This window comes from Streptomyces sp. NPDC002911 (assembly GCF_053591835.1).
On the sequence record NZ_JBSFUO010000013.1, the window covers coordinates 57,655 to 82,282 of the forward strand.

General features: G+C 70.6%; 24 protein-coding genes and 1 pseudogene. 10 read left to right on the forward strand and 15 right to left on the reverse strand.

Going from position 1 to position 24,628, the window contains the following annotated elements:
* The first annotated feature begins 499 nt into the window (after window positions 1-499).
* Together ACWD04_RS20920 and ACWD04_RS20925 are read left to right on the forward strand one after the other, a co-directional pair.
* Window positions 500-1,267 carry a bestrophin-like domain gene (locus ACWD04_RS20920; protein ID WP_451134001.1) on the forward strand — a complete coding sequence of 256 codons (768 nt, stop codon included), beginning with the start codon at window positions 500-502 and terminating at the stop codon, window positions 1,265-1,267.
* Between the two features lie 197 nt (window positions 1,268-1,464).
* The gene (locus ACWD04_RS20925) at window positions 1,465-2,013 is read left to right on the forward strand and encodes a hypothetical protein (RefSeq protein WP_451134003.1); all 549 of its coding nucleotides are present in this window, start codon (window positions 1,465-1,467) and stop codon (window positions 2,011-2,013) included.
* A 648-nt stretch (window positions 2,014-2,661) separates the two neighbouring features.
* Here the strand turns inward: ACWD04_RS20925 and ACWD04_RS20930 are convergent.
* Window positions 2,662-3,090: pseudogene (locus ACWD04_RS20930) on the reverse strand (hypothetical protein); the annotation flags it as partial.
* A 325-nt stretch (window positions 3,091-3,415) separates the two neighbouring features.
* Between ACWD04_RS20930 and ACWD04_RS20935 the strand changes: the two are divergent.
* Window positions 3,416-4,075, forward strand: coding sequence for a class F sortase (locus ACWD04_RS20935; RefSeq protein WP_451134005.1), 660 nt, complete (start codon window positions 3,416-3,418; stop codon window positions 4,073-4,075).
* Between the two features lie 25 nt (window positions 4,076-4,100).
* Here ACWD04_RS20935 and ACWD04_RS20940 read toward each other — a convergent pair whose 3' ends face one another.
* On the reverse strand, window positions 4,101-4,946 hold the full coding sequence (locus ACWD04_RS20940) for a polysaccharide deacetylase family protein (protein WP_451134212.1): 846 nt from the start codon (window positions 4,944-4,946) through the stop codon (window positions 4,101-4,103).
* A 164-nt stretch (window positions 4,947-5,110) separates the two neighbouring features.
* Between ACWD04_RS20940 and ACWD04_RS20945 the strand changes: the two genes are divergently transcribed.
* Window positions 5,111-5,572: a universal stress protein gene (locus tag ACWD04_RS20945; protein WP_451134007.1), complete on the forward strand. Its 462-nt coding sequence runs from the start codon at window positions 5,111-5,113 to the stop codon at window positions 5,570-5,572.
* A gap of 20 nt (window positions 5,573-5,592) precedes the next feature.
* Here ACWD04_RS20945 and ACWD04_RS20950 read toward each other — a convergent pair whose 3' ends face one another.
* Entirely contained in the window at window positions 5,593-6,816 is a 1,224-nt protein-coding gene (locus ACWD04_RS20950; protein WP_451134009.1) for a CapA family protein, read from the reverse strand.
* Window positions 6,817-7,073: 257 nt separating this feature from the next.
* On the opposite strand from ACWD04_RS20950, the gene ACWD04_RS20955 reads away from it, so the two are divergent.
* The gene (locus ACWD04_RS20955; protein WP_451134011.1) at window positions 7,074-7,643 is read left to right on the forward strand and encodes a sigma-70 family RNA polymerase sigma factor; all 570 of its coding nucleotides are present in this window, start codon (window positions 7,074-7,076) and stop codon (window positions 7,641-7,643) included.
* On the opposite strand, the gene ACWD04_RS20960 is transcribed toward ACWD04_RS20955, so the two are convergent.
* Entirely contained in the window at window positions 7,577-7,774 is a 198-nt protein-coding gene (locus ACWD04_RS20960; RefSeq protein ID WP_451134013.1) for a zf-HC2 domain-containing protein, read from the reverse strand. The two genes, ACWD04_RS20955 and ACWD04_RS20960, sit on opposite strands and share 67 nt — an antisense overlap.
* 111 nt (window positions 7,775-7,885) lie before the next feature.
* Between ACWD04_RS20960 and ACWD04_RS20965 the strand changes: the two genes are divergently transcribed.
* A complete protein-coding gene (locus ACWD04_RS20965; RefSeq protein ID WP_451134015.1) occupies window positions 7,886-8,407 on the forward strand; it encodes a hypothetical protein in 522 nt (173 codons plus the stop codon).
* Between the two features lie 20 nt (window positions 8,408-8,427).
* Here the strand turns inward: ACWD04_RS20965 and ACWD04_RS20970 are convergent, their stop codons facing one another.
* The 9 genes from ACWD04_RS20970 to ACWD04_RS21010 all read right to left on the reverse strand — a co-directional run bounded on the left by ACWD04_RS20970 (window position 8,428) and on the right by ACWD04_RS21010 (window position 18,834).
* Window positions 8,428-9,654: a sensor histidine kinase gene (locus ACWD04_RS20970; RefSeq protein WP_451134017.1), complete on the reverse strand. Its 1,227-nt coding sequence runs from the start codon at window positions 9,652-9,654 to the stop codon at window positions 8,428-8,430.
* Window positions 9,651-11,141 carry a sodium/solute symporter gene (locus tag ACWD04_RS20975; protein WP_451134019.1) on the reverse strand — a complete coding sequence of 497 codons (1,491 nt, stop codon included), beginning with the start codon at window positions 11,139-11,141 and terminating at the stop codon, window positions 9,651-9,653. The genes ACWD04_RS20970 and ACWD04_RS20975 overlap by 4 nt, the downstream gene beginning before the upstream one ends.
* Entirely contained in the window at window positions 11,138-11,500 is a 363-nt protein-coding gene (locus ACWD04_RS20980) for a hypothetical protein (RefSeq protein ID WP_451134021.1), read from the reverse strand. Before ACWD04_RS20980 ends, ACWD04_RS20975 begins: the two co-directional genes overlap by 4 nt.
* A 63-nt stretch (window positions 11,501-11,563) precedes the next feature.
* Window positions 11,564-12,316 (reverse strand): LytR/AlgR family response regulator transcription factor, encoded by a 753-nt coding sequence (locus ACWD04_RS20985; RefSeq protein WP_451134023.1) that lies wholly within the window; start codon window positions 12,314-12,316, stop codon window positions 11,564-11,566.
* A 75-nt stretch (window positions 12,317-12,391) separates the two neighbouring features.
* Window positions 12,392-13,252, reverse strand: coding sequence for an Fpg/Nei family DNA glycosylase (locus tag ACWD04_RS20990; RefSeq protein WP_451134025.1), 861 nt, complete (start codon window positions 13,250-13,252; stop codon window positions 12,392-12,394).
* Window positions 13,253-13,307: 55 nt separating this feature from the next.
* Entirely contained in the window at window positions 13,308-14,189 is an 882-nt protein-coding gene (locus ACWD04_RS20995; protein ID WP_451134027.1) for an amidohydrolase family protein, read from the reverse strand.
* 1 nt (window position 14,190) lies between these two features.
* Window positions 14,191-15,159, reverse strand: a complete 969-nt coding sequence (locus ACWD04_RS21000; protein ID WP_451134214.1) for an aldo/keto reductase — start codon at window positions 15,157-15,159, stop codon at window positions 14,191-14,193.
* Between the two features lie 94 nt (window positions 15,160-15,253).
* Entirely contained in the window at window positions 15,254-16,612 is a 1,359-nt protein-coding gene (locus ACWD04_RS21005; RefSeq protein ID WP_451134029.1) for a wax ester/triacylglycerol synthase family O-acyltransferase, read from the reverse strand.
* Between the two features lie 113 nt (window positions 16,613-16,725).
* Complete coding sequence (locus ACWD04_RS21010) at window positions 16,726-18,834, reverse strand: SpoIIE family protein phosphatase (protein ID WP_451134031.1); 2,109 nt, start codon at window positions 18,832-18,834, stop codon at window positions 16,726-16,728.
* Between the two features lie 142 nt (window positions 18,835-18,976).
* Between ACWD04_RS21010 and ACWD04_RS21015 the strand changes: the two genes are divergently transcribed.
* From ACWD04_RS21015 to ACWD04_RS21025, 3 genes are read left to right on the forward strand one after another with little or no spacing between them, the layout of a single operon-like run.
* Window positions 18,977-19,105 carry a hypothetical protein gene (locus ACWD04_RS21015; RefSeq protein ID WP_451134033.1) on the forward strand — a complete coding sequence of 43 codons (129 nt, stop codon included), beginning with the start codon at window positions 18,977-18,979 and terminating at the stop codon, window positions 19,103-19,105.
* Window positions 19,102-19,635 carry a DUF1990 family protein gene (locus ACWD04_RS21020; RefSeq protein WP_451134035.1) on the forward strand — a complete coding sequence of 178 codons (534 nt, stop codon included), beginning with the start codon at window positions 19,102-19,104 and terminating at the stop codon, window positions 19,633-19,635. The genes ACWD04_RS21015 and ACWD04_RS21020 overlap by 4 nt, the downstream gene beginning before the upstream one ends.
* A 5-nt stretch (window positions 19,636-19,640) precedes the next feature.
* Entirely contained in the window at window positions 19,641-21,101 is a 1,461-nt protein-coding gene (locus ACWD04_RS21025) for a lipase maturation factor family protein (protein WP_451134037.1), read from the forward strand.
* A 113-nt stretch (window positions 21,102-21,214) separates the two neighbouring features.
* Here the strand turns inward: ACWD04_RS21025 and ACWD04_RS21030 are convergent, their stop codons facing one another.
* A complete protein-coding gene (locus ACWD04_RS21030) occupies window positions 21,215-21,388 on the reverse strand; it encodes a hypothetical protein (RefSeq protein WP_451134039.1) in 174 nt (57 codons plus the stop codon).
* A gap of 380 nt (window positions 21,389-21,768) precedes the next feature.
* Complete coding sequence (locus ACWD04_RS21035) at window positions 21,769-23,259, reverse strand: SDR family NAD(P)-dependent oxidoreductase (RefSeq protein ID WP_451134041.1); 1,491 nt, start codon at window positions 23,257-23,259, stop codon at window positions 21,769-21,771.
* Window positions 23,260-23,685: 426 nt separating this feature from the next.
* On the opposite strand from ACWD04_RS21035, the gene ACWD04_RS21040 reads away from it, so the two are divergent.
* Window positions 23,686-24,582: an RNA polymerase sigma factor SigF gene (locus tag ACWD04_RS21040; RefSeq protein WP_451134043.1), complete on the forward strand. Its 897-nt coding sequence runs from the start codon at window positions 23,686-23,688 to the stop codon at window positions 24,580-24,582.
* Window positions 24,583-24,628 lie beyond the last annotated feature (46 nt).

The following is a 24,628-nucleotide window of genomic DNA, read 5'->3' on the forward strand; positions in this document are numbered from 1 at the left end:
TGCTCGCCGTCCCGCTGCCGGCGACCGGTGACGACTGCGCGGTCGCCTCCATCGGGCAGGGGGATGGCGGCTCATCCATCGCCGTGACGGACGAGGGACGGTGCGGCGCGGTCATCACCGAGCCGGAACCCGAACCCGAGCCGGAACCCGAACCCGAACCTGCTGCACCGCAGCCGCCACTTCCACCTCCACCGCCACCACCTCCCCCGCCACCACCTCCCCCGCCACCACCGCCTCCACCACCACTCCCTCCTCCACCTCCGCCTGCCCCGGCACCCCCCGAACCGGATCCGGAACCCGCACCACCGCGGCCGACCGTGCGCCCCATACCAGCAGCCCCGTCACCCGTCGCGCTGCCCACCTACAGAAAGCCTCCGCGCAAGGCACCCCGGACCGGACCGTCACTGGTCTCGCTCACCCTTCTGATCACCGCACCCGCCGTTTTCGCCGTGGCGGTACTGCGACCCCGCTCGTCCCGCTGAACCGAAGAAGGGAAGCCATGTCGGAATGGCTTGTTCTGACCATTGCGATGGCGTCGGCATGCGCTGTCGTCCTGACCATCGCCGTCCTCAGCAACCGCCGCCTCGCGGATGACGACGATCCGTCCGAAACTCCCGACGTCATCGAGTACATGACGATGATGATCGGCGTGGTGTACGCGATCGTGCTGGGCCTGGCCATCGCGGGCGTCTGGGAAGGCCGCAGCGCGGCCCAGGAATCGGTGCGCCTCGAGGCCCAGGCGCTGCACGAGGTGAGCGCACGATCGGCCGTCTACCCGGTCGAGGTCCGCGAACGTATCCGCGCCGACGTCGACGCGTACGTGGCTCACGTCGTCGGCGACGAATGGAGGTCGATGACGGACCACGGAAGCCTCACCGAGGAGGGCACCAGGCTCCTCGACCGGGTGCGGACCGACGTGACGGAGTACAAGCCACGGACGGACCACGAAGGGCAGGCGTACCAGCCCTTGGTCGACCAGGTGGCCGCAGTCGACGACGCGCGAGGGGCCCGGGGGCAGAACGCCGGCGCGACCATGCCGGGAGTCGTCTGGTTCGGCCTGATCACCGGGGCCGTGGTCACGGTCGGGCTGATCTTCACTCTCCAGATCCGGAGAACGTTCCGCGAATTGCTGCTGGCCGGCCTCTTCAGCGTCCTGATCGCGTTCCTGCTCTTCCTGATCTGGGACTTCGACGCCCCCTTCGGCCGGGGTATCTCGGCGACCACGGCGCCCTTCGTCGATCTGTTCCCTCACGCGGCAGGCACATAGGAGCGCGCCCGCCCCGCCTTGTCCCCCCACGCCGCCCTCCGGCAGGTCCGCCGGCCGGGGGACAAGACTGCCCCATTCGCCTGACACCGATAGCGGGTGACATACGGCACTTCTACCGTTTCGGGCATCGAGGTGCATTTCTCATGCTTCGCGGAAATCCGTTCCGCGGCTGCTCCTCGGGACCCGGAGGATTCACCATGCGCGCGATACGTGTCGCACCCGTCGCCCTGTTGGGCGCCGCCGCCTGCTTTCTGACGGCACCGGCCGCATCGGCCGTTGTGCTCCAAGGCGGCACGTCCACCTCGTTCACGCCGACCATCACTCCGTCCACGGTCGCGCCGGGAGGCCGGGTCACCCTCGGCGCCATGGGGTGCACCACCAATGCGACCGCGTTCTCAGGCGTGTTCGACACGATCACCATCCCGAGCGGGAGGTCGGCCACGGCCACGGTCGACTCGAACGCCAAGCGAGGTGCGGTCTACGAGGTGACCTTCCGCTGCGGAACCACCACCCGGTCGGCCGACCTGACCATCACGAGCGGCGCCACGAGCTCGCCCACGACCACTCCCACCACGGCTCCCACGACCAGCTCCACCGCCTCTCCCAGCGGCGTGCTGGGCGGTCTCGGCGGCAGCGTCGACACGATGGACCCGGCGGAGATCGCAGCCGGGTCCGCACTGGTGGCGGTCGCTTCGGCCGGAGCCTTCTACCTTCTGCGCAAGAGCCGCACCAGCCGTCAGCACTGACGGCCGGTCAGCGCGGACAGCCGCACGACAGTCGCCCCGGGTCCTGATTCCAGGACTCGGGGCGACGGGCGTATCGGGCCGGGCGGGAGATTCGACACGTCAGATCCCCGCATTGCTCATCCGGCGACGAACGACGAAGACGGAACCGCCGACGGCTGCAGCCGCGACAAGACCGCCACCGACCTGCATCTCGACGGAACTGGGGCCCATCGAGCCGCCGAGGCCGCCCTGTGCTCCCCGGGAGGGAAGCACGGTGAAGCGGGCCGTCGCGACCGGGTCGCCGCCGTTGCCACCGCCGTTGCCACCCTGGCCACCGTTGCCGCCCTGGCCACCGTTGCCCCCGCCTTGGCCACCGTTGCCCCCGCCTTGGCCACCGTTGCCACCGCCGTTGCCACCGTTGCCACCGCCGTTGCCACCGTTGCCGTTGCCGTTGTCCCCATTGCCGCCCTGGCCACCGTTGCCCCCGCCTTGGCCACCGTTGCCCCCGCCGTTGCCGCCGCCGTTGCCGCCGCCGTTGCCACCACCGTTGCCGCCGCCGTTGTCCCCATTGCCGCCCTGCCCACCGTTGCCGCCCTGCCCACCGTTGCCGCCCTGGCCACCGTTGCCCCCGCCCTGGCCGCCGTTGCTACCGCCATTGCCGCCCTGGCCACCGCCGTTGCCGCCCTGGCCGCCGTTGCCACCGCCATTGCCGCCCTGGCCACCATTGCCACCGCCCTGGCCGCCGTCACCTCCCCTCCCGCCGAAGTTGTTGTCGCTGTCGTTGCACCTCACGGACAGCCTGTACTGACCGGGCGTCGCGTTGTCCCGGATGCGCGCCGTGGCGTAGCCGACCCGTCCCGGCGAGAGGTTCACCGTCGGGAACGCGTTCGACCACACCCTGCCGCCGGAGCGGCCGCAGCCCTCTGCGCTGACCTGCATCGTGGCGCCCTGGTGTACCGAGGACGGGTTGACGGTGACATTGGTGGGGAAGTTGCTCGGGTTGCTGCCCGGGCCGCCGCCGGCGGCGGCCAGCGGGGCAGCCAGCCCGACCGCCGCGAATGCGGTCGCGGTCACCGCGAGAGCGCGTGAAGCACGCATCTTGTGAACCTCCAGCGGGAAGCGCCCCGGAGTCTTGTTCTCCGGGTTCGGTCGACGAGAACGCTTCCCATGACGAACCCTCACCAGATACCGCACCTGCCGCACTTCGGCACTGCTCCACCCCGGTGACCCGACACGCCGTGGGCCCCTTGGGAATCTGACGGAGCCGCAGGTCACGGCCCGTCAGAACTTTTATCCGCTCATTACTCCGAAGAGAAGTCGCCGCCGTCGGCGCGCCCGGTCGGCCGCCACCCGTTCGGTCTTCTCCGATCGCCACCACACAGACCCCCGCCTAACGTGGCGGTGTCGCGACGAAGGGAGAACCATGGGCCGGGACCAGTGGGGCGCCGAGCGGAGACGCACACCATGGGGCGCAATCGCCCTGGTGATGCTCACCGGTCTCGCTCTCATGCGCAACGGCGTGGAGACGTCCCCCGGGCCCCCGCAGCCCGCCGCCGCGGCCTCGGTGGCCGACACCCGGGACACAGCGGTGTCCACACCGGTCGAAAGCGAGCCGGTGCCGCCGCTCGCGTACGCCCCCGCCGCACGCATCCAGATTCCGTCGATCCAGGTCGACGCACCCGTCGTCGATGTGAACCTCGACCCTGCAGGCTGGATCGAGGCGCCGCCCGCCCAGGACCCGAACCTCGCCGGCTGGTACCAGAACGGCATCGCCCCGGGCCAGCGCGGGACCGCCGTGATGGTCGGCCACGTCGACAACCTCGCCGGTCCGGCGGTCTTCTACGCACTGGGCTCCCTCAGCAAGGGCCGGCAGATCGAGGTGTCCCGCTACGACGGCCGGGTCGCGGTGTTCGAGATCTACGGCGTCGAGGTCTTCTCCAAGCACGACTTCCCCGGGGCCCGGGTCTACGGCGACACAGGACACGCCGAACTCCGGGTCATCACCTGCGGCGGGGCCTACTCGAAGGCCGACGGCTACGACGGGAACGTAGTGGTCTTCGCGCGGCTGATTGAGACACGATAGCCGGTACGAACCTCTCGCCCGGCCGTCAGCCGCGGTACGGCACGGTCGGCCGGTAGCCCTTCTCGATGAGCGCGGGCAGATACCGCCGGAGGGCGGCCACGCTCTGGGACCGGTCGCCGCCCGCGTCGTGCGACAGCACCACGACGCCGGGTGCCGCACCCTTCTCGACCCGGCGGACGATGGTGCCGGTGCCCGGCGTGGTCCAGTCCAGCGTGTCGACGGTCCAAGCCATCGGTTCCATGCCCATGGCGGCACCGATCTCGAAGGAATTACGGTTCCAGGCACCGTACGGGGCCCGGTACCAGAGCGGCGGTGCGCCCAGAGTCTTCTCGATCACCTCGCTGGTGCTGCCCAGTTCGTCGCGGATCTCGCCTCGCGAGAGCTTCGGGATCAGCGGGTGCGACCAGGAGTGGTTGCCGACCATGTGTCCGTCGTCGGCCATCTCACGAAGCAGGTCGCGGTTGTGAGCCGCCGTCTCGCCGCAGACGAAGAACATCGCGCGGACGTCGTATCTGCGCAGCGTCGCCAAGATGTCCGGGGTGTACCGCGGGTCGGGGCCGTCGTCGAAACTGAGCACCATGGCGTCACTCCCCAGCTCGGGCAGCTCCTCGAACGGCCGGGTGCGGACAGGCGGCGCGGCGGGCCGGAAGCGGGGCGGTGTATGGGAGGTCATGGGCCGTAGCCGGTAGGCCCTGAGGCCCGCCTGTGCCCTCGCCGGAGGTCCGGCGGCCGAAGCCGGCGGCTCACCGCCGGGGCGTGCGGGTGTCTCGGCCGGATCCGCGGCGACCACGTGCACGGCGGTGGCCGCCCCCAGCGCGAATGCGAGGCGCAGCAAGGTGCGGCGTTCCACTGGAATCTGATCATGTTTCATGACCAACTGCTCGCACGGAGTCCCGTCCACGGTCACCATCGACACCGCGTATACGGTGATTTGCACCCGTTGGATGGTGCGTCCGGGCGGTATCCGGCGGGGAGATTCCGGGCTGCGCGGAGGCCCCCGGGGGACGGCGGTCGGGAGCGACTACCCTCGGGGCCGTGACTGACCAGCAACACCACCGGTTCGAGCGCGGCACGGACGGCCCCAAGGTGATCGTCGCGGGCCTCGACGGGTCCGAGTCCTCGATGCGTGCCGCGGCGTATGCGGCGGGTCTCGCCCGCCGGCAGAACGCGATGCTCGCACTCGTCTACGTCCAGCCGGTGATGTCGGCCGGCGCCGCGCTGGGAGTCCCGGTCGCCGCCACGACCGGGGAGGTCGCCGAGGGGCTGGTCAACGAGATCAGGACCGCGACCGAACGGCTCAAGGACATATGGAACGTCCGCTGGGAGTTCCATACGTTCTACGGGGATCCGTACAACGGGCTGGTGACGGCGGCCGACGACCTGAGGGCGGACGCCGTGGTCGTGGGCGCTTCGGAGTCCGCCGGGCACCGCTTCATCGGCTCGGTGGCGGTCCGCCTCGTGAAGGCCGGGCGCTGGCCGGTCACCGTCGTACCGTGACCCCCCGGCACGTACCGGGCTCACTTCCCGGCGACGAGGCCGTCCTGGGCCGCTCCACGGCTGAGGACGATTCCCTGGATCCGGTCGCGGATCGCGCGCAGCCGGTCTACGGATCCCCCGCCCGGGGCGGATGCCTCGGGGTCCAGGCCGACGACGCGGCCCGCCTCGGGGTCGAACCACTGCGGAATGAACTCGGCCTTTTTGACGGCCCATCGCTGTCCGGGCTTCTCGGGCGGCTCGAAGGTGAAACGGCCCATCGAGCTCTCGTTGGCGCGCCGGTCCTTAACGCCCTCGGAGTTGACCATCGCTCCGGCGACCTGGTTGCCCATGCCGTACACGACCCAGGTTCCGTTGACCTTCTCGTAGGCCTGCGGGACATGGGCGTGGGTGCCGAGGATCAGGTCGATGTCGGGGCGGTCCGCGGCCCCGGAGGCCGTGAGTTCACGGCCGAGTCCGAGCTGGACGTCGTCGGGGGCGTCCTGCCACTCGGTGCCCCAGTGCAGCGAGACGACGACCACGTCGGCGCCCGCCTTGCGGGCCGCCCTGGCGTCCGCGACGATCTGCTCCTTCTCGATCAGGTCGACCGCCCAGGGCTGCCCGGCGGGCAGCGGGGTGTCGTTGGTGCCGTAGGTGTAGGCGAGGTGGGCGACCTTCGCCGCGGCCCTGCCCTTGCCCGCCCTGAGCAGGGTGGGCCGCGACGCCTCCTCCGCCGAACGCGCGGATCCCGCATGGGCGATGCCCGCACGGTCCAGCGCGTCGAGTGTGCGTCCGATTCCCTGGGCACCGTCGTCCAGTGTGTGATTGGAGGCGGTGGAACAGGAGTCGAAGCCGGTGGCGCGCAGGGCGATCGCCACCTCGGGCGGCGATCTGAAGGACGGATAGCCGGTGTAGGGCCCTCCGTCCTGGCCGTACACCGTCTCCATGTGGCAGATGGCCAGATCCGCGCCCGAGACCGCCGGAGCGGCGCCCTTGAGCATCTGGCGGAAGTCGTAGCCGCTGCCACCCGCGTCGGCGCCGGCCCGGTCGATGATCGCGGAGTGCGGCAGGATGTCGCCCGAGGCCAGCAGCGTGAAGGGGCGCGCGCGCTCCGCTCCCCCGGCGCCCGCCCCGTTCGCACCCCGCTCGACGGAGAGGTGCCGCCCGGCGAACCCGGGGGGCGAGGACTGCTGGCCGGTACAGGCTGTTGCGGTGGCGAGCAGTCCGGCGACGGCGATCGCCGTGCCCTGTCGGATGCGCTTCGTCATCTGCACGACTCCCAGTTCGCATGATTTCGGCCATACGAATACATATATATTCATACTGGTGAGTCAAGGATAAAGAAGTCCAAGTACCTGAATCGGCCGTATCGCTGCCCGTCGACCGTTCACCGCACCACTCGCCGCTCCGTGCGACCGCTCGGCGCACTCCTCGGTGCGTCGCCTGTTCCCCCGCGCCCCGATGCGTTCGTATACGCCAGGCGGGAGCGAGGCGGCAGGGGCCTCTTCGGGAAAGGACGTTCACGATGACCACAGCGACAACCGATGAGCGGGCCCTCGCGGAGCTGCAGCGGGAACACGGGCCCGCATTGTTCCACTTCCTGCTGGGACTGACGTTCGGCGACCGGCAACGGGCCGAGGACCTGCTGCAGGAGACGCTGGTACGCGCCTGGCTGCACCCGGAGGCGTTCGACGCTGATTACGACTCGATGCGCCCCTGGCTCTTCACCGTCGCCCGCCGACTGGCCATCGACGCCCGCAGGTCCCGTCAGGCCCGGCCGACGGAGGTCAGCGATGTGGTCCTGGAGAGCGCCCCCGCCCAGGAGGACACCGCGGACTCGGCCGTCCACGCCCTCGATGTGCGCGAGGCCGTGCGTACGCTCAGCCCCGAGCACCGCGCGGTGCTCGTGCAGATCTACTTCCGGGGGCTCAGTGTGGGCGAGACCGCGCAGCTCCTCGGCATACCCGCCGGCACCGTCAAGTCCCGTTCGTACTATGCGCTGCGGCTGTTGAGCCGTAATCTGCCCGGCTACTCCAGCAGGTCGTCCGCGCTGAGCAGCGCGAGCAGGGAGACCGCGTCCGCGACTTCCACATAGTCCGCGGCGCACGCCCCGCACCGCTGGAGGTGCCGGGCCACCGTGCCGCTCTCGTCCGCTTCCAGGGCATCGAGGACATAGGCGCCCAGCAGCTCACGTACATGCGCGTCGTCGCCGCGGTCGGCTGTCATCGCACCTCGAATCTCCCTACGGATCCTGCCCTTCTGCCCACGCGGGGCGCGTGCCCCCGGTTCAATGCTGCGTGAGGCCCGGTGCCGAGTCGACGAAAGAGGCGAGACGGGATGCGTCCCGAAGATCACGAGAGTACCGGCGGGGGCGGGCTGCTGGTCCCGATGGCATGGATGTACTCCGAGTACATCGCTGACGAAGTACTGGCGACCGGCGACCTGATGGATCCGACGACCCTGGAGTACCGGGCGGGACGCGATGCGCTCGCCCTGACGATCTTCCTGTCCGACGGGGCGGCCGCCGATGAGCCCTGCGTGGCGCGCGTGGACGAGCTACGGCTGCTCACGGCTTACGACGCCGGCTGGAGACAGTGGGTCTGCGCGCGACTGGAGGCGCTGGAGCGGCCGGCCGCTCCGGCCGGGCTTCCGGATCCCGACCTCGCCCTGGCGCGGGCCGCCTGGCGGTGGCTGGAGGAGACCGAACTGCCGGCCGCGGACCTCGACGCGATCGGACCACCGCGGCGGGATCCGGTGAACGCTGACGACGAGGAGGGCGAGGACGTCGAGACGCAGGTGTGGACCCCCGCGTGGCAGCTGGGGCTGCCGCTGGGTCACCTGGCGGTCCATCTGTACTGACGGCGCCGGACGGGAAGCGGTCATGAACCGTGTACGCCCGCACGGTACTTGGGCAGCCTCAAAGTGATCTTCATGCCCGCTGCGACTCCTGTCTCGATGACGAGCCCGTAGTCGTCACCGTAGACCTGGCGAAGCCGTTCGTCCACGTTGAGAAGGCCGATGCCCGAGGAGGTGCCGCCCTCACCGCGCAAGATCTGCCGCAGACGCTCGGGATCCATCCCGGCGCCGTCGTCCTCGATGACGACTTCGGCCTCGGCACCCGCGTCCAGCGCGCTGATCGTGATGCGGATCGGGGCGTCCGCCGCACGGACGGCGGCCGGAGGCCGGGGAAGGGCGACGGCGCCTTCCAAGCCGTGCTTGACGGCGTTCTCGACCAAGGGCTGGAGACAGAGGAACGGGAGCGAGACAGGAAGCACTTCCGGGGCGACCTGGAGGGTCACGGAGAGCCGTTCACCGAAGCGGGCACGCACCAGGGCCAGATACTGGTCGATGGAGTGGAGTTCGTCGGCCAGGGTGGTGAACTCCCCATGCCGGCGGAACGAGTAGCGAGTGAAGTCAGCGAATTCCAGCAGCAGTTCACGCGCCCGCTCGGGATCGGTCCTGACGAACGAGGCGATGGCGGCCAGCGAGTTGAAGATGAAGTGCGGGCTGATCTGGGCCCGCAGCGCCTTGATCTCGGCTTCGATGAGCTGCGTACGGGAGCGGTCGAGTTCGGCGAGTTCCAGCTGTACGCAGACCCAGCGGGCCACCTCCCCCGCTGCTCTGGCCAGCACCGCCGATTCTCGGGGAGCGTAGGCGACGAGCGTGCCGAGCACCCGGTGGTCGACCGTCAGCGGGACGGCTACGGCCCAGCGCAGGGGGCAGTCGAGGTCGCCGCAGTCGCTGTGGAAGGCGGTGTCCCTGCCGCTGGCGAGGAGCCCTCGCACCTGGTGCATCACGTCCTTGCCGTGGTGGTCCCCTTCGCCGTCCCACACCAGCACCCGGTCGCGGTCGGTGAGGCACAGGGCATCGGTGCCGAGCAGTGAGCGCAGGCGGCGCGCCGACCTGCGCGCGCTCTCCTCGGTGAGTCCCGCGCGCAGCGGGGGCGCCGCGAGGGAGGCCGTGTGCAGGGTCTCGAAGGTGGCGTGCTCGACGGGTGTGCCCACATCGCTGGTGCGCACAGGACGGGCGGTGCGGCCCAGGAGGAAGCCCGTACCGAAGAGCAGCAGCGCGAGCACGGCGATGACGGCGACCCCGGCCCCGGTCATCGCATGCGTCCCGAGGTCAGCGCCTCCGGCAGATGGAAGCGGGTCATGGCCGCGTTGGTGCCCGGCGGTATACGTCCCGGGGTGGCCAGGGAGACCAGGACCATCGCGAGGAATCCGACCGGTACGGACCAGACGGCGGGCCAGGCCAGGAGGGCGTGCGGCCAGCCCGGTGGGCGCACCGCTCCGCTGACGGTGATGCCCACGGACAGCAGCGCGGAGCCGCCGCCGAGCAGCAGCCCGGCGATCGCGCCCGGCGGGGTCAGCCGCCGCCACCAGATACCGAGGACGAGCAGTGGGCAGAAGGAAGAGGCGGAGACCGCGAAGGCCATCCCGACGGCATCGGCCACCGGCACCCGGCTGACCAGTAGCGAGCCGCTGAGCGGCACCGCGATGGCCAGGACGGTGGCCAGCCGGAAGTGCCGTACGCCCCGCGAGGGCAGGACGTCCTGGGTGATCACCCCGGCGACGGCCATGGTAAGTCCGGACGCCGTGGACAGGAAGGCGGCGAACGCGCCGCCCGCGAGGAGTGCGCCGAGCAGATCACCACCGAGGCCTCCGATCACCCGGGCGGGCAGCAGCAGTACGGCGGCGTCGGCGTCACCGCCGCGCATGAGTTCGGGCGCGTACAGGCGGCCCAGCGCTCCGTACACGGGAGGCAGCAGATAGAACAGGCCCACCAGGGCGAGAACCGCGACGGTGGTGCGGCGGGCGTCCCGGCCGTTGGGGCTGGTGTAGAAGCGGACCACCACGTGGGGCAGACCCATCGTGCCGAGGAAGGTCGCCACGATCAGTCCGTACGTCGCGTAGAGCGGATGGTCGGCACGGAAGACGGAGATCTGCTCGTCGAAGCTGACCCGGGGGCGCCCGTCGCCCTGCCAGGCCAGCACCAGGAAGATCGCGGGCACCAGCAGTGCGGTGAGCTTCAGCCAGTACTGGAACACCTGCACGAAGGTGATCGAGCGCATGCCGCCCGCCGCGACGGCGACGACCACGACGGAGGCGACGAGCACGTCTCCGAGCCAGCCGGGCGCACCGGTGAGGATCTTCAGCGTGAGGCCGGCGCCCTGGAGCTGCGGGACGAGGTACACCCAGCCGGCACCGACGACGAACACGCTGACCAGCCTGCGCACCTGCCGTGATTCGAGCCGTCCTTCGGCGAAGTCGGGAAGGGTGTACGCCCCCGAGCGGCGCAGCGGAGCGGCGACGAACACCAGGAGCACGAGATATCCGGCGGTGTAACCGACCGGGTACCAGAGCATGTCGGGGCCGTGCACCAGCACCAGGCCCGCGATGCCGAGGAAGGAGGCGGCGGACAGGTACTCGCCACTGATCGCCGCGGCGTTGAGCCTCGGCCGTACGGTCCGCGACGCCACGTAGAAGTCGGAGGTGGTACGGGAGATCCGCAGCCCGAAACCGCCGACGAGGACGGTGGCCAGGACGACGAGGGCGACCGCCACCACCGCTGCCGGGTGGCCGGGGGCACTCACGGTGCGGGGCGGCCTTCCACGAGTCTGGCGAAGTCACGCTCGTTGCGCTCGGCCCTGCGTACGTACCACCAGGCGGCGAGGATGAGCGGCGGACCGGTGGTGAAGCCGAGCACCGCCCAGACGAGGGCGTTGCTGTGCAGTGCCTCGAAGACCAGGGGCAGGGTTCCGGCCACGAGGGCGAGCACGGCGAAGACGGTGAGTCCGGCTCGGAGCTGGCTGCGCATCAGTGAGCGGACGTAGGCGCCGCCGAGGGCGGTCTGCTCGTCGATCTCCGACTGAGCGCGGTAGCGGGGCAGCGGACGCACCCTCCGGGGCTCACCCATGACCACTTCGCGCCGGGGCGTGCTCTCTGCGGACATGGGCCCGGAGTTTAGGCGGCGCAGGGCCCGCCTGGGAAGGGGGGCCGGTCCGGTAGAGCCAGGTCAGCGGCCGGTCTGCCGCATCAGGAGGTCGCGGAGGGCGCGGGTGTGGCGACGGCTTACCGCGAGCTCCGCGTCCCCGATGCGGACGCTCATGCTGCCGGCGTCGAGCCGGAGCTCGTCGATCCGGTTCAGCGCCACGAGGTGGCGGCGGTGGATGCGGACGAACCCCCGGGAGCGCCAGCGCTCCTCCAGGGTGGTGAGCGGGATGCGGACGAGATGGCTGCCGGTCGCGGTGTGCAGCCGGGCGTAGTCGCCCTGCGCCTCGGCGTACGCGATGTCGTCGACGGGCACGAAACGGATGACTCCGCCCAGCTCCACCGCGACCTGGTCGGCCGCCGCGTCGTGGACGGACGCGGTGCGCTCACCGACCTGCTCGGCAACGCGGCGGACGGCCTCGGCCAGACGCTCACGGCGGACGGGCTTGAGCACGTAGTCGACGGCCTTGAGATCGAAGGCGTGCACGGCGAAGCCTTCGTGGGCGGTGACGAAGACGATGAGCGGCGGTGCGGCGAAACCGGCCAGGAGCTGGGCGACGTCGAGTCCGGTCAGCCCCGCCATGTGGATGTCGAGGAACACGACATCGATCGCCGAGGGGTCCTCAGGTCCGGCGTCGACGGCGCTCCCGATGCGGCGCAGCGCCTCGGTGGCACCGGTGGCGCCCTCGGCGCTCCGGATGCGGGGGTCGGCCCGCAGGAGGTAGAGGAGTTCCTCCAGGGCGGGTTCTTCGTCGTCGACGGCGAGTACGCGCAGCATGAGGCCGGAGTTTAGGGCCTTTCGTTCGGTCCGGGCCGGTCCGGTGAGCGGGGTCGGATGCTGGCGCCGGGGCCGCTACTTGAGCAGGCGGGACAGCCGCCGGTCGGCGAGGGGTTTGCCACCGGTCTGGCAGGTGGGGCAGTACTGCAGCGACGAGTCGCTGAACGAGACCTCCAGCACGGTGTCGCCGCAGACGGGGCAGGGCTGCCCGGTGCGGCCGTGGACGCGCATGCTGCTCTTCTTCTCGGCCTTGAGGCGGCCTGCCGCGACGCCCCGGGAGCGTTCGACCGCGTCCTGGAGCGTGGTGCGCATCGCGTTGTACAGATGGGTGATGTCGTCGTCACCGAGGCTGGTGGTGAGCTTGAAAGGTGACGTCTTCGCGACGTGCAGGATCTCGTCGCTGTAGGCGTTGCCGATGCCCGCGATCAGCGACTGGTCGCGCAGGGCTCCTTTGAGCTGCCGGCGTACCCCGCCGAGCACCGTCGCGAATGCCTCCCGGTCGAAGGAGTCGGCGAGCGGATCGGGCCCGAGACGCGCCACCCCGGGCACGTCCGCCGGATCGTGCACCAGGTGGACGGCGAGGCGCTTGGTGCTCCCCGCCTCCGTCAGGTCGAAGCCGTCGCCGCCGGTGAGGACGGTCCGCAGGGCGAGCGGCCCCTTGCCCGGCCGCGGCGGGGCGGCGGGAAAGCTGTCCTTCCACTGCAGCCAGCCGGCCCGCGCGAGGTGGATGAGCAGATGAAGCTGTCCGGCCGTGATGTCGAGGAACTTGCCGCTCCGGGCCACGGAGGTCACGGTCGCGCCGTGCAGGTCGGTGGGCGGTGGGTCGTACGTCTTGAGGACGCTGATGGCCAGCGGCAGGACGCGGGCGATCTCCTTGCCGACCAGGTGGTCGTCGAGGAAGTCCCGCAGGGCTTCGACTTCCGGCAGTTCGGGCATGACTCCAGCCTGCCGCAACGGCCCGGTGCATGCCCGCCGGACGCACGGCGCATGTTCAGACGGCGGGTCCCCGCAGTTCGTGGATCCGCAGCCCGTAGACCCGCTGCGCGGTGCCGGCGAAGACCGACTGTTGTCCGCCCTCCCCCAGTCGGCCGGTCAGCTCGCGTGCCGCGTCCAGGACATCGGTGTACCCGGAGGCGAGCCGGCACACGGGCCAGTCGGAGCCGAACATCAGACGGTCGGAGCCGAAGGCCTCGATGACCGTGTCCGCGTAGGGGCGCAGGTCCTCGACGGTCCGGGACCCCGGGTTCGCCTCGGTGACCAGGCCGGAGAGTTTGCAGACGGTATTGGGCAGTGCGGCGAGTCCCCGCAGGTGGTCGGCCCAGGGGCGCGTCGTCCGGCGTGCCACCGGCGGCTTACCCGCGTGATCGAGTACGAAGGTGAGATCCGGCAGCAAGGCCGCGGCACGGACGGCGGCGGGCAGCTGGTGGGGCCGGACGAGCAGGTCGTAGACGAGTCCGGCGGCGGCGACGGCCCTCAGTCCGCGCAGGACGTCGGGGCGCAGCAGCCACTCCGGGTCGGGTTCGCCCTGGACCTGGTGGCGGATCCCGACGAGCCGGCCGCCGCCGGGCAGGGCGCGGAGTCCGGCGAGGGTGTCGGCGATGTCCGGCGCGGTGAGGTCGGTCCAGCCGACGACGCCCGCGACGAGTGTGCTGCGGTCGGCGAGCGCGAGGAACTCGGGGGTCTCCTCGGCGACGGCGACGGTCTGGACGAGGACGGTCGCGACCACCCCCGCGGCGCGGGCCTCGGGCTCCAGGTCGTCGAGGGTGAAGGTGCGGCGGATGGGGGCGAGTTCCTCGCCGGTGATCCAGTCCTGGTCGCGCACTGCGAGGTCCCACACATGGTGGTGGGCGTCGATGACCGGCAGGGGCGTCATGTCACAGCAGCCCTTCCGCGCGCAGGTCGACCCAGAGCGCGTGCGGTACCGGCGTGCGGAGCTGGGCCGCCGCGTCCCGCACCTCGTCCGGAGAGCGGGTGCCGACGAGAACCCCGGCGACGGCCGGGTGACCCAGCGGGTAGTTCAGGGCGGCGGCACGCAGGGGAACACCGTGTTTTTCGGCGACGGCACGGATACGCAGAGCCCGCTCCAGGAGGGGCGCGGGGGCCGCCGCGTAGTCGTACGTCGCGCCGGGGCGCGGATCGGCGAGCAGCCCGGAGTTGAACACACCTCCGACGACGACGCTGCGGCCCCGGGCGACCGCCTCCGGCAGCAGCGCGTCGAGGGCGCTCTGATCGAGGAGGGTGAAGCGGCCTGCGCACAGGACGGCGTCGACGTCGGTCTCGCGAAGGAAACGGGTGAGCATCGCGGTCTGGTTCATACCGGCCCCGATGGCACCGACCATGCCCTCCGCGCGCAGCTTCTCCAGCGCCGGGTAACCCTCACGGAAGGCCTGCTCACCGTGGTTGTCGGGGTCATGCAGATAGACGATGTCGACCCGGTCGAGGCCGAGGCGTCCGAGGCTGTCCTCGATGCTGCGGCGAATGCCGTCGGCGCTGAAGTCCCAGCGGCGCCGGTGGGTATGCGGGACGGCGTACCCGTCGGACAGATCTCGGTGGGCCGTAGCCTCGGCCGGGGTCAGCGGATCGAGCACGCGGCCCGCCTTCGTGGACACCGCGTAGGCGTCCCGGGGCCGGTCACGCAGGGCCTCGCCGAGACGGCGTTCCGAGAGCCCGAGGCCGTAGTGCGGTGCCGTGTCGAAGTAGCGGACGCCCTCGTCCCACGCCGCGTCCACGGCGGCGGCTGCCTGCCCCTCATCGACCTCGGTGAAGAGGTTGCCGATGGCCGCCGCCCCGAAGGCGAGCTCGGTGATCTCGACCGCGCTGTGTCCGAGCCTGATGCGCCGCATGGCCATGCCGCCCCCGCCGGTGATGCCTGATGGTCCGTACAGGACTATTCATCGGATCAATCGGCCGCGTCAACAGGATCCGGCGGATCGGCCCTCAGGCCGGTGCGGGCACCATGGGTACGAGTGCGTGCAGGTCGTGCAGCTCCTCCTGGACCGCGGAAGCCAGCCGGTCGAGATCGGGCAGCGCCTTCCCGTCGGCGACCAGTCCGACCTGCACCCGTCCGCCGTACGTCGACAGGGCGACGGCCAGTGACTGGCCGCGGGCCAGCGGCGCCATGGGGTAGACGGCGCGCAGCGGACAGCCGCCGAACGAGAGGGCCGAGCGGGGCAGAGGCACGCTGGTGACCAGGATGTCGAAGAGCATCCGGGCCGCGTTCCCCGCCAGCGGCGCTCCGAACCGGTGGGCCAGCGCGGGCAGCTGGTCGGCCAGTACGGCGACGGCGCCCGCGCCGCGCAGCGGCCCGGCGGCCTTGTTGCGGTCCATGCCCGTACGCACGAGGCGCAGCCGTTCCCGGGCGTCGGCTTCACCGACGGGCAGCCCGAGGAGGTAGGCGGACAGCCTGTTGCCGGTGGCCGCTCCACCGGGCCGGCGCCGGGAGACGGGGACCAGTGCGCGCGGGTCGGCCCCCGGGAGCGGCTCGCCGCGTTCGAGCATCCAGCGGCGCAGCGCGCCGGCGACCACGGCGAGCAGGACGTCGTTGGCCGTACCGCCCTCGGTGCGCCGGATGCGCTGGACCGTTTCGGCGTCGAGTTCGGCCGTGGCCAGCCGGCGCGTGCCGCTGGAGCGCGCCGTCAGTGCCGTGGTGGCGCGCAGGTCGAGGCGGCTGGCGCGTACGACGGAGGCGCCGACCCCCAGTGCCCGGCCGACGTCCCCGAGACGGCCCATCGCCATGCCCGCAGCCTCGTACGGGCCGGGCAGCCAGGAGCGGGGCGGTACAGGTGTCCGGCGGCGCGCCGTGCCGCGGCCGGCGCCCGCGGAGGCGATCTGATCGAAGATGCCGGCGCCGATGGCAACGGCCCGCATCCCGTCGGCGAGCGCGTGGTGCAGCTTCACGAGTACGGCGAACGGGCCGTCACCCAGGCTGTCGAAGAGGTACATCTGCCAGGGTGGCAGGCCCCGCCCGAGCGGCCGCTCCATGAGTTCACCGGCGAGCCGGGTCGTCTCCGTCATGAAGTCGCCGGCGGGGAGCACGACCCGCTTGACGTGCCGGTGCACGTCGAACTCCTTGTCGGCGAACCAGGCCGCGCCGCCGACGGGCAGCAGGACGTCGCGCACCCGCATCCGCAGCCGGGAAAGCGCGGCCGCGCGGGCGCCGAGCAGCTCGAGGAGGTCCCGTGGGGCCACGCCGGACACCGGGTCGAAGACGGCGAGCGCGCCGAGGTGCATCGGATGGGCGTCGGATTCCAAGTGCCAGAAAGCCAGATCAAGAGGTGCCAGAAGCTCGGTACTCAACGGGGCCTCACGTCTTCGACAGCGGAACGGCGGGATCGGTCAAACCCTTCGGTTACGTTCAAGTATGGACATATTACGCACCGTTACAGTCTCGGGGTGCTGTGGCAGCGCCGCTACCGCTGCTCCGGGATGACGAATTCGCACCACACGCACTTGCCGCTGCCCCGGGACTCCACTCCCCAGATGTCGGCCAGCCGGTCGACGAGCATGAGCCCGCGGCCCGAGACTCCGGACTCCCCCGCGTCCCTGCGGCGCGGCAGCGCGCTGGAACGGTCCTCGACATCGACCCGGAGGCGGCGTTCGGGTCCGGTGAGCACCCGGATGGTGACGATGGCACCGCCGTCGGTATGCACCAGCGCGTTGGTGATCAGCTCGTCGGCCGCGAGCTCGACCTCGTCCGCCCGGCTCCTCGCCCCCCAGGCGCGCACCGCCGCCCGGATCATGTGGCGGACGGAGGTCAGCGCCTCCGGGTCGTTCTGCGCGACGTGCTGCTGGAGCCGGCCGCCCCCCGGGTGGGGGGCGTGGACCGCGTCACGGCGCAGCAGCAGCACCGCCATGTCGTCCTCGCCGCCGCGCTCGTCGACGACCCCGCAGAGCCGGTCGGCGAGTCTCTGGAGGTCCTGCGGACCGTCGCGGACCGTTGAGACCAGCAGCGCCATGCCCTCGTCGAGGTCGGTGCCTGGCAGCTCCACCATGCCGTCGGTGTAGAGGATCATCGTCTGGCCCGGATCCATGTCGATGGTGCTGACGGGGTATTCCAGCTGCCCGAATTCCGCGGAGAGCCCAAGGGGCATCCCGCCGTCGACCGGCAGTCTGCGGCAGCTCCCGTCGACGTCCCGCAGGGCCGGATCGACGTGCCCCGCCCTGACCATCTGCACCACGCCGGTGGTCAGATCGGCCTCGGCGTAGGTGCAGGTCGCGAACCGGTCGGTGTCGAGTTCGTGGAGGAAGACGGACGCCCGCGCCATGACTGTGGCCGGGCTGTGCCCCTCGGCCGCGTAGGCGCGCAGCACGATCCGGAGCTGCCCCATGACGGCTGCCGCGTGCGTGTCGTGCCCCTGTACGTCACCGATGACGGCTCCGACGCGCCCGCCGGGCAGCGAAATGATGTCGTACCAGTCGCCGCCGATGTCCCTGCCGAGCCGGGCGGAGCGGTAGCGGACGGCGACCTGGGCCCCGGGTACGTCGGGGATGCGTCTCGGCAGCATCGCCTGCTGGAGCCCTTCGGCGAGGTCGTGCTCCTGCTCGTACAGCATGGCCCGCTGGAGACTCTGGGCGATCGAACTGCTGAGGGCCACCAGCAGGTTCCGCTCGTCGCTGGTGAAGCCGGCCTTGCTGCCGTAGAGGAGCCCCAGCGCGCCGATCGGGCGGGCCTGGGCGATGAGCGGCATGTAGGCGGCGGCAGTGATGCCGAGATGGCTGATGTGCGGCCACAGGATGGGGTACGAGGTCGCGAAGTCCTCGGGTGTCTCGATGAAGCAGGGCGTGAGCGTGCGGATCACTTCGCTCATCGGATAGGGGTCGTCGGTCCGGGTGTAGCGGGTGCCCTGCACGTACGCCCCTTCCGGACCGTCCGCCACCAGATGGACGCGCCCGGATTCGAGCAGCCCCATGACGAGGCTGGTGGCGCCCAGATCGGCCAGCCCCTGGGAGCTCTTCAGTACGTCGGTGACGTCCTTCACCGTCCGGGCGTGCGCCAGCGCCGCCGTGGTGCTTTCGACCAGGCTGGTACGGCGCTGCCGTTCCTCGTCGACGGTCCGGTGGGCGGTGCATTCGGCCAGCTCTTGGGTGGCCGAATGCACCGCCCAAGAGCTGGCCAGCTCTTGGGTGGCGTCACGGATGATCCCGATGATGCGGCGGGGCCGCCCGGTGCCGTCGCGGCGAATGAACCCCTGCGTATGGGTCCAGCACAGGGAACCGTCGCGCTGCGTCCTGCGGAAGTACGCGCCGTAGTTGCTCCTTCCGCCCTTGAGGGCCTGCGAGACCATGTCGTCGAGCCGGATCGCCTCGTCGGCGGGGACGCGCTGCGCGAGCGCCGCGGGGCGGCCGTCGTACTCCCCCGGGCGCAGGTCGAACACATCGAGGGCGGGCTCGTCCATATGCATGAGGCCGCTGTCCAGATCCCAGTCGAAGCTGCCCATTCGGTTCAGGGCGAGGCTGAGGTCCGGGTGGGCGGGCCAGTCGTCCGGGAGTGACAGGGCACCCGCTACCCGATCATCCATGTGCGCCACTCTGCCATTATTTGTCCGATTGCTCCATCGAATCAGCGCCTTGAACGCGTTCAGCGTGACCTCTATGCTCGGCGACGCTGATTGAACATGTTCAATTGAGTCCTGTTCGTACGCATGGATGGGGGTGGGCACGATGTCCGTACTGGTCGGAATCATCGTGAGGCTGGGCATGCTGGTGATCGTCCCGTTGGGCGCATTCTGCGCGCTGCTCGCCCGGCGCAGGCTCCAGGACCTCACCCACCCGGAAGGCAGGACCGCATGAGCACCCTGACGTACCCCGAGGTCGGAGCCACCCGGCTCGGACCGCTCCCGGACGGCTACAACCATCTGCGCCACCGTGCCGCGGTCGGCAGGGGCAGGGCGGACTTCGAGGCCGCGGGCGCCGCAGTCACCGAGTGGCGCATGCACCGCGCCTCGGGAGCCCGGGTGGAGGCCTCCGGCGCACGGGCCGGCACCGGAGTCACCGTCGAGGTGTCGCTCGGCATCGGACCGCTCCGCCTCGCCGCTCCCTGCGAGATCGTCTGGGCCGCGTACGAGCGGGACCGTACGGGCTTCGCGTACGGCACCCGGGTGCGGCATCCGGAGTGCGGGGAGGAGAGCTTCGTGGTGGAGCTGGCGGACGACGGAACGGTGTGGTTCACCGTCATGGCGTTCTCACGGCCCGCCTCCTGGTACACCCGGCTGGCCGGTCCCTTCGTCCCGATGGTCCAGCTGTGGTACGCCCGTCGGCTCGCCGCCACACTGCGCCGGGTCGTGTCGGCTGTCCGAGGGGCGGGGGACCCCGGATACTGAGGAGGATGCAGTGGTTCACCGCAGATGGCTACTGGCTGAGCAGGCTGATCTTCCAGCGGGCGCTCGCCGTCGTCTACCTGGTCGCGTTCGTCAGCGCGGCGCTCCAGTTCCGTGCGCTGATCGGTTCGCGGGGCATACTCCCTGTGCCCGACCTCCTGCGGCGCACCTCGTGGAAGGCGGCGCCCGGGCTCTTCCGGCTGCACTACTCCGACCGCTTCTTCGCGCTGGCCGCCTGGACGGGCGCGGCGGTGTCGCTGGCCCTCGTGGCCGGCCTGGACGCCTACGTGCCGCTCGGTGCGGCGATGGCTCTGTGGGCGGTGCCGTGGGTGCTGTACCTGTCGATCGTCCAGGTCGGCCAGGTCTGGTACGGCTTCGGCTGGGAGTCGCTCCTGTTGGAGACGGGCTTTCTCGCCGTGTTCCTCGGCAACGACGACACGGCGGCACCGGTGCTGGTGCTGTGGCTGCTGCGCTGGCTGCTCTTCCGGGTCGAATTCGGCGCCGGCCTCATCAAGATCCGGGGGGACGAGTGCTGGCGGCGGCTGACCTGCCTGGAGTTCCACCATGAGACCCAGCCGATGCCGGGACCGCTCAGCTGGTTCTTCCACCGGCTCCCGAAGCCCGCGCACCGGGCGGAGGCCGCCGCCAACCATGTCACCCAGCTCGTGGTGCCGTTCCTGTTGTTCACCCCGCAGCCGGTGGCGAGCATCGCGGCCGGGCTGATGGTGGTCACCCAGCTGTGGCTCGTGCTGTCGGGAAACTTCGCCTGGCTGAACTGGCTGACCGTCGCCATCGCCCTCGCCGCGGTCGACTGGTCACCGATCGCCGGCCCGCCGCCCGCACAGCCGGGATCGCCCCTCTGGTACGAGGTGGTCGTCCTCGCGGTCACCGCGCTCGTCCTGGGGCTCAGCTACCGTCCGGCGCGCAATCTGCTCTCCCGCCGGCAGGTGATGAACCGGTCCTTCGACCCGCTGCACCTGGTCAACACCTACGGGGCCTTCGGGAGCATCAGCAGGATGCGGCTGGAGGTGGTGGTCGAGGGCACCGAGGAGGCGGTGATCCACGAGGGGACGCGCTGGCTCGAGTACGGCTTCCGGGGAAAGCCCGGCGATCCGCGCAGGCTGCCGCGTCAGTTCGCCCCATACCATCTGCGGCTGGACTGGATGATGTGGTTCGCGGCGCTCTCCCCCGCGTACGCCCGGGCCTGGTTCGGACCGTTCGTCGAACGGCTGTTGCGGGATGACCGGGACACCCTCCGGCTGCTCGGTCACAACCCGTTCCCCGGCGAACCGCCCGCCCATGTCCGGGCCAGGGTCTTCCACTACCGGTTCACGGACCGGCATGAGCTGCGGGCCTCCGGATGCTGGTGGGACCGGACCTACGTACGCGACTTCATGCGGCCGGTGGCCCGGCCGGTTCCGCTACGGCCGGGCGGGCACACCCCGGGAGGGGGTGACGGCCGCCGCTGAGGGCCCCATGGCACGCGCGGCCGAAGCAGTGGGAGCACGATTCGTCGTGCCCCTGCCCCCGTCCGGAAACGGGGGCAGGGAGCCGAGGCGCCGCTCGAACAGAGGCGGGGCGATCAGTCGATTCCGGGCAGGATGTGCGGCTCGGCCAGATCGTCCTCGTAACCGGCCAGCCTGATCGGTGCCGATCTGGCCCAGACCTCGATGTTCCGGAGCTTCTCGGGCCGGGGGGTCTGTGTTCCGGCCAGCTCGGCCGGGCGCGTCTCGGTCTTCGTGATGTCAGGTGTCACCGCGGACTCCTTCGTGTCGCGTAGCCCCGGGCGGTGGCGACGCAGCGGCTGTGAGAACCGTGTCGACCGCCCTCTGCGGGGCAGGGGCAGAAACAGTTCGGTCGCGGTGGCGCCGGTACGGGGTGGGACGGCGGACTGCTTACAGACCTGTCCCAGGACGGCCGAGGAAGTTTCGTGGGTCCCTTGGTGGCGTCCGTTCCACTCAGACTAACCAAATGAGCACCGTCCCGCTCGACAGAACGTGTGTCCTGGGTCACTTTCAGCCAACAAGACGACGGCTGCCCCGTGTTTCTGAGGGCAACCGCCGTGCCGCTTGTCACCACAGGTGCGAATGACGCCGGAGGTGTGAGCAGAGGACGGAGGCGCGGAGCCGTCCGAGCTCACCAGCCAGCAGGGGCGTAATCCTTCAGGAAGCAGCCGTACAGCTCCTCGCCCTGTTCACCGCGCACGATCGGGTCGTAGACCCGGGCGGCCCCGTCGACGAGGTCGAGCGGGGCGTGAAAACCCTCCTCGGCGAGGCGGATCTTGTCGGGGTGCGGCCGCTCGTCCGTGATCCAGCCGGTATCGACGGCCGTCATGAGGATGCGGTCCTTCTCGAACATCTCCTGGGCACTGGTGCGGGTCAGCATGTTCAGCGCGGCCTTGGCCATGTTGGTGTGCGGGTGCCCCGCACCCTTGTAGCCACGGCTGAACACGCCCTCCATCGCGGAGACGTTCACCACGTAGGCGCGCTTCGACGCGGTCCCGGCCATCGCCGGGCGGAGCCGGCTGATCAGTATGAAGGGGGCCGTGGAGTTGCACAGCTGGACCTCGAGGAGCTCGATCGGCTCGACCTCTTCGACGGTCTGGATCCAGCTGTTCGTGTCGTGGAGGTCGGGGACCAGACCGCCGGCGTCGATCGCGGTGCCCGCGGCGATGCGGGCCGGCGAGGCGGACCCGGTCACCAGGGCCAGATCCGTCACATCCTGCGCACTCAGACCCTGACCCTCGCGGCGCGCTCCGGGCAGCGCGGCGACGCGGTCGACGGCACCGCTGCCGAACGTACCGAGGACCTGGGCGACAGGAAGCTCACCGGCGGGCAGCGGCGCCGACTCGGCGGCGAGCAGCTCGCTGTAGGCCTGTGGGGAGCGACGGACTGTCTGCGCGGCGTTGTTGATCAGAATGTCCAGCGCACCCTCGGCGGCGACCGAGTCGGCGAGCGCGACGACCTGGGCGGGGTCGCGCAGGTCGATGCCGACGATCTTCAGACGGTGGATCCACTCGTCGCTGTCCGGCATCGCCTTGAAGCGGCGGATGGCGTCGTTGGGGAAGCGGGTGGTGATGGTGGTGTGCGCACCATCACGCAGCAGCCGCAGCGCGATGTACATGCCGATCTTGGCGCGGCCGCCGGTGAGCAGGGCCCGGCGTCCGGTGAGATCGGTGCGCGCGTCGCGCCGGCCGCGGTTCTCCGTGGCGCACTGCTGACAAAGCTGGTGGTAGAACGCGTCCACCTCGACGTACCGGGTCTTGCAGATGTAGCAGGACCTGGGGCGCTGGAGTATGCCGGCGATCTCGGCTCCGGCCGAGGACGACGGGAGGACGCCCTGCGTCTCGTCGTCGATGCGCTCGGCGGAGCCGGTCGCCGTGGCCTCGGTGACGGCTTTGTCGTGCGCGGTCTTGGCGGCGCGGCGCTCCTGACGGCGGCGCTGCTTCACGGTGCGGTATACACCGGCGGTGGCCCGCCGTACGGCGACGGCGTCCGGGTGGTCGACCTCGATGGTGTCCAGCTCGTCGAGCACGCTCAGACAGACGGCCAGCCGCTCCGGGTCGATACCGGGACCGAACCCGTCGATACCCGGAGCGAGCTCCTGGCTGTCCTGTGTCACCGTCATTGCCGTTCCTCTGTCACTCGTCACTCATGCCGTTGTTCGGGATTCGGTGGGGAGTGATCCGGCCGGGAGCCGACGAGGGCAGGCACGCACGGGCCGGATGCCCCGGTCAAGTCTGCCATGAGTCGGGTGTTGCTCCGTTCGGCTGTCATCCGCCGTCCTCGCTGACCGAGAGGGGGTCGCGATGTCTCGCCGAAGCGGTCCACTCCTCCGCTTCCGAAACACCACAGCGCCCGGAACGAGGCCTGACTCACACATCGCCGGATTGGGTCACGCAAATCGCCCATACGGGCACTCATTGTGACATTCGCGTCCTCCATTCGGCCCTGTCGTGCCTCCTCACGAAAAATGTTCGGAACCGGCTGGCATGACTTCCGCGAAGCCGGGCAAGCGCTCGTCACTGCATCGGACTCCAGGGAGGGCGACACCATGACGGCCATGTCAGTGCGAACCACCGAAGCGATCGGCGCAGCGGCGACGCGACGCGACGAGGCGGGAGCGGTTCCCGACGCGGCCGCACTGCCATGGATCGAGGACGCAGGCAAGGTGGCCCCGCAGGACGCCCGGGCCATGTCGAAGCTTTTCTTCGACCGGCTCCAGGTCCTCGAGGAGGGGACCCACGAGCACCAGTACGCGCGCAACACGCTGATCGAGATGAATCTGTCGTTGGTGCGCTTCGCCGCCTCCCGGTTCCGCAACCGGGGCGGTGACGACGTCGAGGACATCATCCAGGTGGGGACGATCGGCCTGATCAAGGCCATCGACCGGTTCGACCTGTCGCGCGAGGTCGAATTCGCGACGTTCGCGGTGCCGTACATCGTCGGTGAGATCAAGCGTTTCTTCCGCGACACGACATGGTCCGTGCATGTGCCGCGACGGCTGCAGGAGCTGCGGGTCGAGCTGGCCAAGGCCAAGGAGCAGCTGTCGGCGGAGCTCGACCGCGACCCGACGGTCGCGGAGCTCGCCGCGCATCTCGATCTCCCGGAGGAGGAGATCATCGAGGGGCTCGTCGCCGCCAACGGCTACTCGGCGGGCTCGTTGGACACCCCGAGCGCCGACAGTGAGTCGGGCAGCGAACAGCGCGCCTACGCCGAACTCCTCGGCGAGGAGGATCCGGGGATGGCGAGCGTGGAGAATCTCCACACCCTGGCTCCGCTGCTGCGCCAGCTGGACGAGCGGGAGCAGAAGATCGTCCGCATGCGCTTCGGCCAGGAGATGACGCAGGCCCAGATCGGTGCGGAGCTGGGCGTGTCCCAGATGCATGTGTCGCGCCTGCTCAGCAGGATCGTCCAGCGCCTGCGTACCGGTATGAGCGTAGAGGCCTGATCGACGCGGTACGTGGTGGAGGACTGAGGCCCGGCCTGGTGGCCGG